The following is a 7,594-nucleotide window of genomic DNA, read 5'->3' as shown; positions in this document are numbered from 1 at the left end:
TCCACCAAAACCGCCCACCGTTCCATTGATTACTTCAGAGATCGTCTGCAGGCCCCGCTGGAATATGATGAATCCCGCAAGGGCTACTTCTATACTGATCCGTTATTTCAGCTGCCAGTTACCAGGCTCTCTGCTGATGAACTGCAAGCGCTGCTGATAGCCCGTAAACTGATTACCGAAGCTTCTGCTGGTAGTCTTGGCGATGAACTGGGACATATTTCAGCCCGGCTTGGAACCCTGCTGGCTGCAAACCTGCCTGGCAGGGCCCATCCAGAAGACGCCTTCAGCTTCAGGTGGAAAGGGATCAACCCCACAGATCCTGTTATCTTCCAAAATGTAACCGCAGCACTGATACAAGGCCGATTACTCTCGTTTTGCTACTACTCCCCCACCTCATCAACCTGCACCATGCGGACAGTAGAGCCACACCACATGGTTAACTACCAGGGCACCTGGCACCTGATCGCCTTCTGTCACCTGCGTAATGAATGGCGGGACTTTGTGCTGGGTAGAATGACCATCTGCAAGGTAGAGGCAGAAGAGTTTACCATCCGGCCAAAGGAAGAGTGGCAGCCGTTTTTGAACGACACGTTCGGCATTTTCCAGAACAAACAGAGCTTTAACGTCAAACTCAAGTTTTCACCGGAGCGCAGTCGTTGGATACGTGGTGAAGTCTGGCATGAAGGCCAGGCGGAAGAGCTGCAGGAGGATGGCAGCCTGATCCTGACCATCCTGGCATCCCATGAGGCAGAGATCATAATGGAGATACTGAAGCATGGTAGTCATGTTGAGGTGCTTGAGCCGGAGTGGTTAAGGGTAAAGGTAATAGAAGAGCTGACAGCTGCTTCGAATCAGTACAAATAATAACCTTTATATTATAAACAAACTTGCATTAAATAATATTTGCATTATTATCTATGCATAAAGTTATAACAAAGAGGTTATGTATGCAAGCCAGACACAAGCTGATAATTCGCCAGCAACTTGATAAAACCCTGACCAGCCTAAAAACTGCCAACACGCAGGTTCCGGTAAAGGGGTGGATACGAGCCATTCGTGAGGCCTTGGGCATGTCCGGCAAACAGCTTGCTCAGCGACTGGGCGTGTCACAGCCCCGCATCCCCCGGCTTGAGCAGGATGAACTGACCGGTTCTGTTACCCTCAAGACCATGCAACAAGTGGCTGAGGCACTTAACTGTACCTTTGTCTATGCCCTGGTTCCTCGTGTCTCCCTTGAAGACACAGTACGGAGCCAGGCCCGTCTGATTGCACAAGATCGCATAGAACGGGCTGCACACAGCATGCTGCTGGAAGCGCAGCCATTATCAGCAGAGGAACAACAGGCCACCCTGAAAGCAACCATAGACGAACTGGTACGTGAGATGCCGAAAGAGCTCTGGGAAGTTAAAGCATGAGATTTGATTATCCTGAAGGAGCAACGCCGCTTGATGCTGATGAAGCGCAGGGGTTGCTACTCTCTCACATTACCAGCCGCAATGAGCTTGATCGCTGGGAGCAAGAGAATATTGCCGAGGCAGAAGCATGGGCATTTCGGCGTATGCCTCGCGACATCCTTACTGAAGGCTTTATCAAACGTCTGCATAAGCGGATGTTTGGGACCGTCTGGCGTTGGGCAGGCAAAAAGCGTGATACCGGCAAAAATATCGGAGTGCCGGCGTGGCAGATAGATTCAGAGCTGCACAATCTCTGTGCTGATTGCACAACCTGGATTGAACACAACGCCTATCCCGCGGATGAGATTGCAGTACGTTTCCATCACCGCTTAACCGCGATCCATCCATTCCCTAATGGCAATGGACGCCATGCCCGCTTGATGACCGATATTCTTATGGTGTATCTACTGGGTCAGCCGCGCTTCAGCTGGGGTAGCGGTAACCTGGTAAATGCCGGGGAGTGTCGTAAACAGTATATTGAAGCTCTGCGTGCTGCGGATACGCTTGATTATGGGCCGCTTTTAGCGTTTGTAAGGTCATGATGGAGATTCTCAAACATGGCTCCCACGTAGGGGTACTGGGACCGGAGTGGTTGAGGGGCAAGGTAACAGAAGTGCTGAGAGTTGCCTGCCGGATGTATTCAAAAGTTTGAGGGGACGTAAAGGGTGCGCAAAGCCTAATGACTGCGCAAAGCGCTCATAAAATGAGCCGGATTTGTGGTAAGGAAAAGATGTCAGGAGATGGAGTCGCATTAAGTGGTTGAGTTAGAAAACCGGGAAGTGTCCAGGGGTTTTCCTGATTATCAGACTGCCCGCAAATACTGAAATAAGCTGAAAGAACGACTTGCTAAAGAAGGCAGTGAGTCAGTGACAAAATGTAACCGACTGAAACAGAGTTAAGTGAGGTAGGTTTTGCATGGCCAAGGGAATTCGATGGACACATGACGAGTTGATGATTGCAATGAATCTTTATTGCAAGCTCCCCTTTGGTCAGCTTGATCACCGCAACCCCTTGATCATGGAGGTTGCGCAGAAGTTAGGAAGGACACCGAGCAGCCTTTCCATGAAGTTATGTAACCTGGCATCGCTCGACCCGCGCCATCAGGAACGAGGGATCAAAGGTTTAGACAGCACAAGCAAGGCAGATCGAGAGATATGGAATGAATTCAACTCGGACTGGGATCGTTTCGGAGTAGAAAGCGAAGAACATTTTCAGAATCTCAATGTAACAATACCAGAAGAAATACCCATCGTTTCACAATCGACAAGGAAACTCCAAAAACGACCAACCATAAACATGCCCCTGAACTCGCCAACTGGGCCAACGGAAACCGTAACGACAACCAAAACCCGTTTAGGCCAACAATTCTTCCGTCAAAGTGTGCTTGCTTCATATAATTGTCGTTGTTGTGTAACCGGCAATCCTATTCCCCAGCTACTCGTTGCCAGCCACATTCTCCCTTGGGGCAATTACCCGGAACATCGTCTTAATCCGAGGAACGGGTTATGCCTCGCACAAACGCAGGATGCGGCCTTTGACAAAGGTTTGATTACCTTTGACGAGGAGTACCGACTCGTTGTTGGTCCATATATCAGGGATTTTTTGCCGAATGATGCGCTAGAACGTAACTTTCTTGCCTATGAGGGAAAACAGCTTCAGATGCCGGATAAATTCTTGCCGGATTTTGATTTCATGCATAAGCACCGAGAAGAGATCTTTCAACGCCTATGATTCCTCCCGTTTTAGAATATGTGAAGTTTCTACATCCAGTGGGCGCGTCTACCTTCAAATATGGCGTGACCATCCCTGTTGAGGCGCAGTCGGAACGGATGCGGGCCATAGACAAGGGCGGCAAAGTGCCTGTTACCATCCTGATCGGGACGGAAGAGCCGGTCGTAGCTGAGATACGACGGTTGAACAACAAGCCAGGTCATTTGCAATTTCGTTATGAGAACAAGGCGCAGGAACGCCTGCGTCAGTATCTGTTGGGTGTATTTTCCAGCCAGACCGGAGGCAGCCTGCTTGAGGTGGAGGAAGTTGCGCCGTTCACATTCCTCTTCAAGCCAATTCTTAATAACGCAACGCCATGCCTTCAGATCAGCGATATGCTGCTGCACAGGCTGGACAAGAAGGAAGCGAAGGGTTTTGCGGAAATTGATCAGATTGGGGCAACACTTGCCGCCGTCGAGTATGACGCAGGTTTTAACCAGTCCGATTACAACGGGCGGATCAATGAAGGTCTGGTCGGGCAAGGGTGGAATCGGGAACAACGGGTTGTCAATGAGCTTGGCCTCAAATGCGATTTTGAGAAGAACGGCATCTGGGTTGAGGTAGAGTTTGGCAACGCCCGTTCCTATTATCAGGACTATGTGAAGTTCATGCTGGCGAAGAAATACCGCAATGCCCGGCTTGGCCTGTTGCTCTGCCCTACTACGTCGTTTGCGGCGCTGTTGTGCGAGTTGGGGCGGCAGCGAGCGCGGGAGAATGCTGTTGGTGAACGGTCACCGGTTTATTCCGGGATGATGAGTTATGAGAAGGCTGCGAGAGAGTTGCCGTATTTGGGTTTTATGTTTGAGATGCCGATTGTTGTTGCTGGGGTTGGGGTGGGTGGAAGTTAAATATACTGTCCCCGGGATTATCCCCGCACCGTAAGTCGTTACGGCTGGACTAATCACCACAATTTGAGGGATTTTTATGATTCTGAAACACAAGGACAACCGCCAGACTGATATTCAAGAGTTGAACCGCCTTCTCACTCTGAAACCGACAGCTAAACAGCGCTTCCTTATCGAGCGAGAGCTGAAATGTTTGGTTTCCGGCGAACGTAACGAACAGAATTCCGCCTACTATCTGGATTTCAGTTACAAAGATTCGCAAAACTGGGCTGTGATTCACGACCTGCGCATCGAACATCGGGACAGGGTGGCGCAGATCGACCACCTGCTTATCAACCGCTTCTTGGATGTCTACGTTCTGGAATCCAAGAACTATTACTACGGCGTGAAGATTACCGAAGAGGGTGAGTTTCTCGTTTGGGATGGTAAAACCTATCAGGCCATTGAATCCCCATTCGAGCAAAATCAGCGGCATATCCTTGCGCTTCAGCAGTCAATTGCCGACAGAAATCTTGCACCGAAGCGGCTTGGCTTCGCCATCCCGATCAATTTCCGTAATATTATTCTGGTAGCTCCGACTTCAAAGCTCTTAAAATCTTCATCCGCGACATTCGACCTCTCTTCTGTCATCAAAGCAGATGCCTTTGTCTCTATGGTTGATAAAATCATGGAGAAGAAATCAATCATCGAAGCCCCGAAGATAATTGGGACTGATACGTTGAGGGAATTCGGCGAAAAGCTGGTACGCCTCCATCGCCCCGGTTCTATCAATTACGCCGCAAAGTTTGGACTTACAGAGTTGGCAGAGGTCCCAGTAATTTCAGCACCACCGATCATAGCAACTCCCGAAGCCCCGGTCTATGCACCTGCCCCCGCCAGAGCTGAAAACAAGCCGACATGCAAAAGCTGCCGGAGCGAGAACCTGGCGATTATCTATGGCAAATTCGGCTACTATTTCAAATGTGGAGCCTGTGACGGAAATACACCGTTAAAAATCAGTTGTGGCAAAGATGGTCATAATGAGCGCATTCGTAAGGATGGACAGAAATTCTTTCGGGAATGTGCGGATTGCGGCAGCAGCTCTCTTTATTTTGTTAACCAGTAACTGGAATGCATACAAGGCGTCTGCTCCAGACATGAGACACTGAACATGGAAATTACCGATCACCATACCTGCCCATTCTGCACATTAGACTCAAACCGTATCATCTTGTCCAACGACCACACGGTTGTTATTCGAGACGGTTTTCCTGTTTCAAAAGGCCATACGCTGATCATCCCCAAACGCCATATAGCCTCACTGTTTGAGGCCACTGCCGAAGAACAGGCATCCCTGCTTGAACTGCTTGGGCTGGCGCGACAACAGCTACAGGAAGAACTAAAGCCAAATGCGTTCAATATCGGCATAAATGACGGATCTGCTGCTGGACAGACCGTAATGCACCTGCATATTCACTTGATTCCCCGCTATACTGGTGACCAACCAGACCCACGTGGCGGTGTGCGCTGGATTTTTCCTGACAAGGCGGCCTACTGGAACAATGCCTGACCTGAAAACTTGCATAGGGCAGTTCACTCTCCTCCGCAGAGCATCCGGTACTGTCTGGGGTGAAGTAACCAGGCGCAAGGCACCGCACAAGCCTATTCTGCTGATGGCTGTACTTGATCTGATTGCACGGGGAGTAATCACCACACCGGTAGTGGATGTGACCGGGGATCTGGTAGAGCTGAATGACCTGTTCAACCTGTACTGGCGTAGAGTGGTATCAGTGGGGCGGAGCAGCAGCATCGCCTTTCCGTTCTCACGCCTGCACAATGAGCCGTTCTGGAAGTTGATTGCAAAACCAGAACATGCGGTTTCAGATGCGGTTATAGCCAAAACCACCACGGTCAGCTATCTGCGTACCTATGCACTTGGTGCCCGTATTGATGAAGATCTGTTTGCCATCATGCAAACTGAATCTGGCAGAACCACCTTGCGTGAAGCTTTGCTGCAATCCTGCTTTTCTGAAGAGGCTCAACTGGCATTGCTTGAACAAGCTGTAGTAAATCAAGGTGCTTTCGACTACGAGCTGATGCTTGAAAAGCAGGCTCACCAGCCTTTGGTCAAAGAGGTGCTGGAGACCAATAGTTACAAGCCGGCAGTCCGTGATCAGGGGTTCCGCAGAATGGTTGTTTCAACCTACGACCATCGTTGTGCCCTGTGTGGCATACGGATTGTCACCCCGGAAGGACATACCGTGGTTGAAGCTGCCCATATCGTTCCCTGGAGTGAAAGCCGTAATGATGACATCCGTAACGGAATGGCACTCTGCAGGCTCTGTCATTGGGGATTCGACGAAGGAATGCTGGGTGTGTCCATCAACTACCAGGTTATCACAGCCTCATCCATCGGGCTTGCTCCAAACTTTGCCGGATCACTCCAGACATTAACCGGACGGGCTATCATACAACCAGGTGACACTGCACTCCGGCCGGCTCAGGAGTATCTTGGTGAACACCGTCACAGATGGAAGCTGAAGTAGCAATCAACGATATGGATCAGCTTATTCAAAAGGTGAGAACTCTTTTACCACACCTCATCATGGTCGAAGAAGATAGTGTGACAAGAATGCTCTATAATGAAACTGATGGCGGGGAGCTTACACGAAAGGCCGTCACTCTTTTGGCAGAGGCCACCGCGTTGCAGGGAACGCTGCATTTGCCTGGAGTACGCGATGAGTATCGATCCCGGTTGGAGCAGGTTGTTCTGTTGGCCACAAGGGCACTGGACAACGCGGGGGAGAGCCAAGAGGTTACGTTGCTCCAATGGGTGTTGGTTCAGGCTTTCGGGGCCCGGGCAGAGGATGCGCGCTATGGTGCCGGGCAGCTCTCTCGCGGTTCTCAGCGGGCACCCACATTGGAAGATTGCGAAGACGGTTGGCAGCGGGTAGAGCAGATCACGTGCACTGCAGAAGATACGGCATTGGAGGCCGCACGTTTTGCCCGGCTGCTTGATACGGCCAACGCGCGAGAGATTGCCTGCAGAGCTGAAGTTGCCGGAAAAGCCGCCAGGCAAATCATTCTGGAGCGGAACCGCGCCTATACGTTCCATGCCGATCCCGGCTTTTCGTTTGGCGAAGGCTGGTACCTGACTGCTGCGGCACTGTTTGCCGGTCTTTCCATTCAGATCAGACCTGGCGCTGTCCAGGAATTGCAAGCCAGACGATTTCTTTTCGATGCCGGGTTAGAAGGATCACTTCGCCCCTATCGGTCTCGTCCGGCCAGCCCCAAGCATCTGACGCATATCATTGCCGAGGCTTTTCGCGTTGACGCGCCAGGGGCACAGCGTACCCTGCGCACAGGCTTTCTGGGGTATGAATCGCCATCGGCTGCCTTACGATCATGGATCGATGGCAAGGTGGGGGGAAAGCCGGAACAGAAGGTGCTGCTGTGGGTGCGAACAGGTGACCACCATGCCCGGCGAAATACCTGTTTCGATGAGTTGGGTCAGCTTTCTGAACTGGTAGTAAGTGCCGGGCTCAC

9 protein-coding genes are annotated in these 7,594 nt (G+C 51.0%); all 9 read left to right on the top strand.

What is annotated here, in order from left to right; genetic code table 11:
• The coding region (locus OEL57_RS11560) for a helix-turn-helix transcriptional regulator (protein WP_300740687.1) at positions 1–864 on the top strand (864 nt) is incomplete at its 5' end.
• 83 nt (positions 865–947) lie between these two features.
• Entirely contained in the window at positions 948–1,415 is a 468-nt protein-coding gene (locus OEL57_RS11555; RefSeq protein ID WP_300740686.1) for a mobile mystery protein A, read from the top strand.
• Positions 1,412–1,996 (top strand): mobile mystery protein B, encoded by a 585-nt coding sequence (locus OEL57_RS11550; RefSeq protein WP_300740685.1) that lies wholly within the window; start codon positions 1,412–1,414, stop codon positions 1,994–1,996. The genes OEL57_RS11555 and OEL57_RS11550 overlap by 4 nt, the downstream gene beginning before the upstream one ends.
• A gap of 373 nt (positions 1,997–2,369) precedes the next feature.
• A complete protein-coding gene (locus tag OEL57_RS11545; RefSeq protein WP_300740684.1) occupies positions 2,370–3,185 on the top strand; it encodes an HNH endonuclease in 816 nt (271 codons plus the stop codon).
• Between the two features lie 20 nt (positions 3,186–3,205).
• On the top strand, positions 3,206–4,072 hold the full coding sequence (locus tag OEL57_RS11540; RefSeq protein ID WP_300740683.1) for a BglII/BstYI family type II restriction endonuclease: 867 nt from the start codon (positions 3,206–3,208) through the stop codon (positions 4,070–4,072).
• 76 nt (positions 4,073–4,148) lie between these two features.
• Positions 4,149–5,174 carry a nuclease-related domain-containing protein gene (locus tag OEL57_RS11535; RefSeq protein WP_300740682.1) on the top strand — a complete coding sequence of 342 codons (1,026 nt, stop codon included), beginning with the start codon at positions 4,149–4,151 and terminating at the stop codon, positions 5,172–5,174.
• A gap of 45 nt (positions 5,175–5,219) precedes the next feature.
• Entirely contained in the window at positions 5,220–5,618 is a 399-nt protein-coding gene (locus tag OEL57_RS11530) for an HIT family protein (RefSeq protein WP_300740681.1), read from the top strand.
• Entirely contained in the window at positions 5,611–6,594 is a 984-nt protein-coding gene (locus OEL57_RS11525; protein ID WP_300740680.1) for an HNH endonuclease, read from the top strand. Before OEL57_RS11530 ends, OEL57_RS11525 begins: the two co-directional genes overlap by 8 nt.
• A gap of 86 nt (positions 6,595–6,680) precedes the next feature.
• A partial coding sequence (locus OEL57_RS11520) for a hypothetical protein (protein ID WP_300740679.1) occupies positions 6,681–7,594 on the top strand: 914 nt, incomplete at its 3' end.

It is taken from the genome of Trichlorobacter sp. (genome assembly GCF_030247655.1).
In the GTDB taxonomy this organism is placed as follows: domain Bacteria; phylum Desulfobacterota; class Desulfuromonadia; order Geobacterales; family Pseudopelobacteraceae; genus Trichlorobacter.
This window is presented reverse-complemented; position numbering and strand designations above follow the sequence as displayed.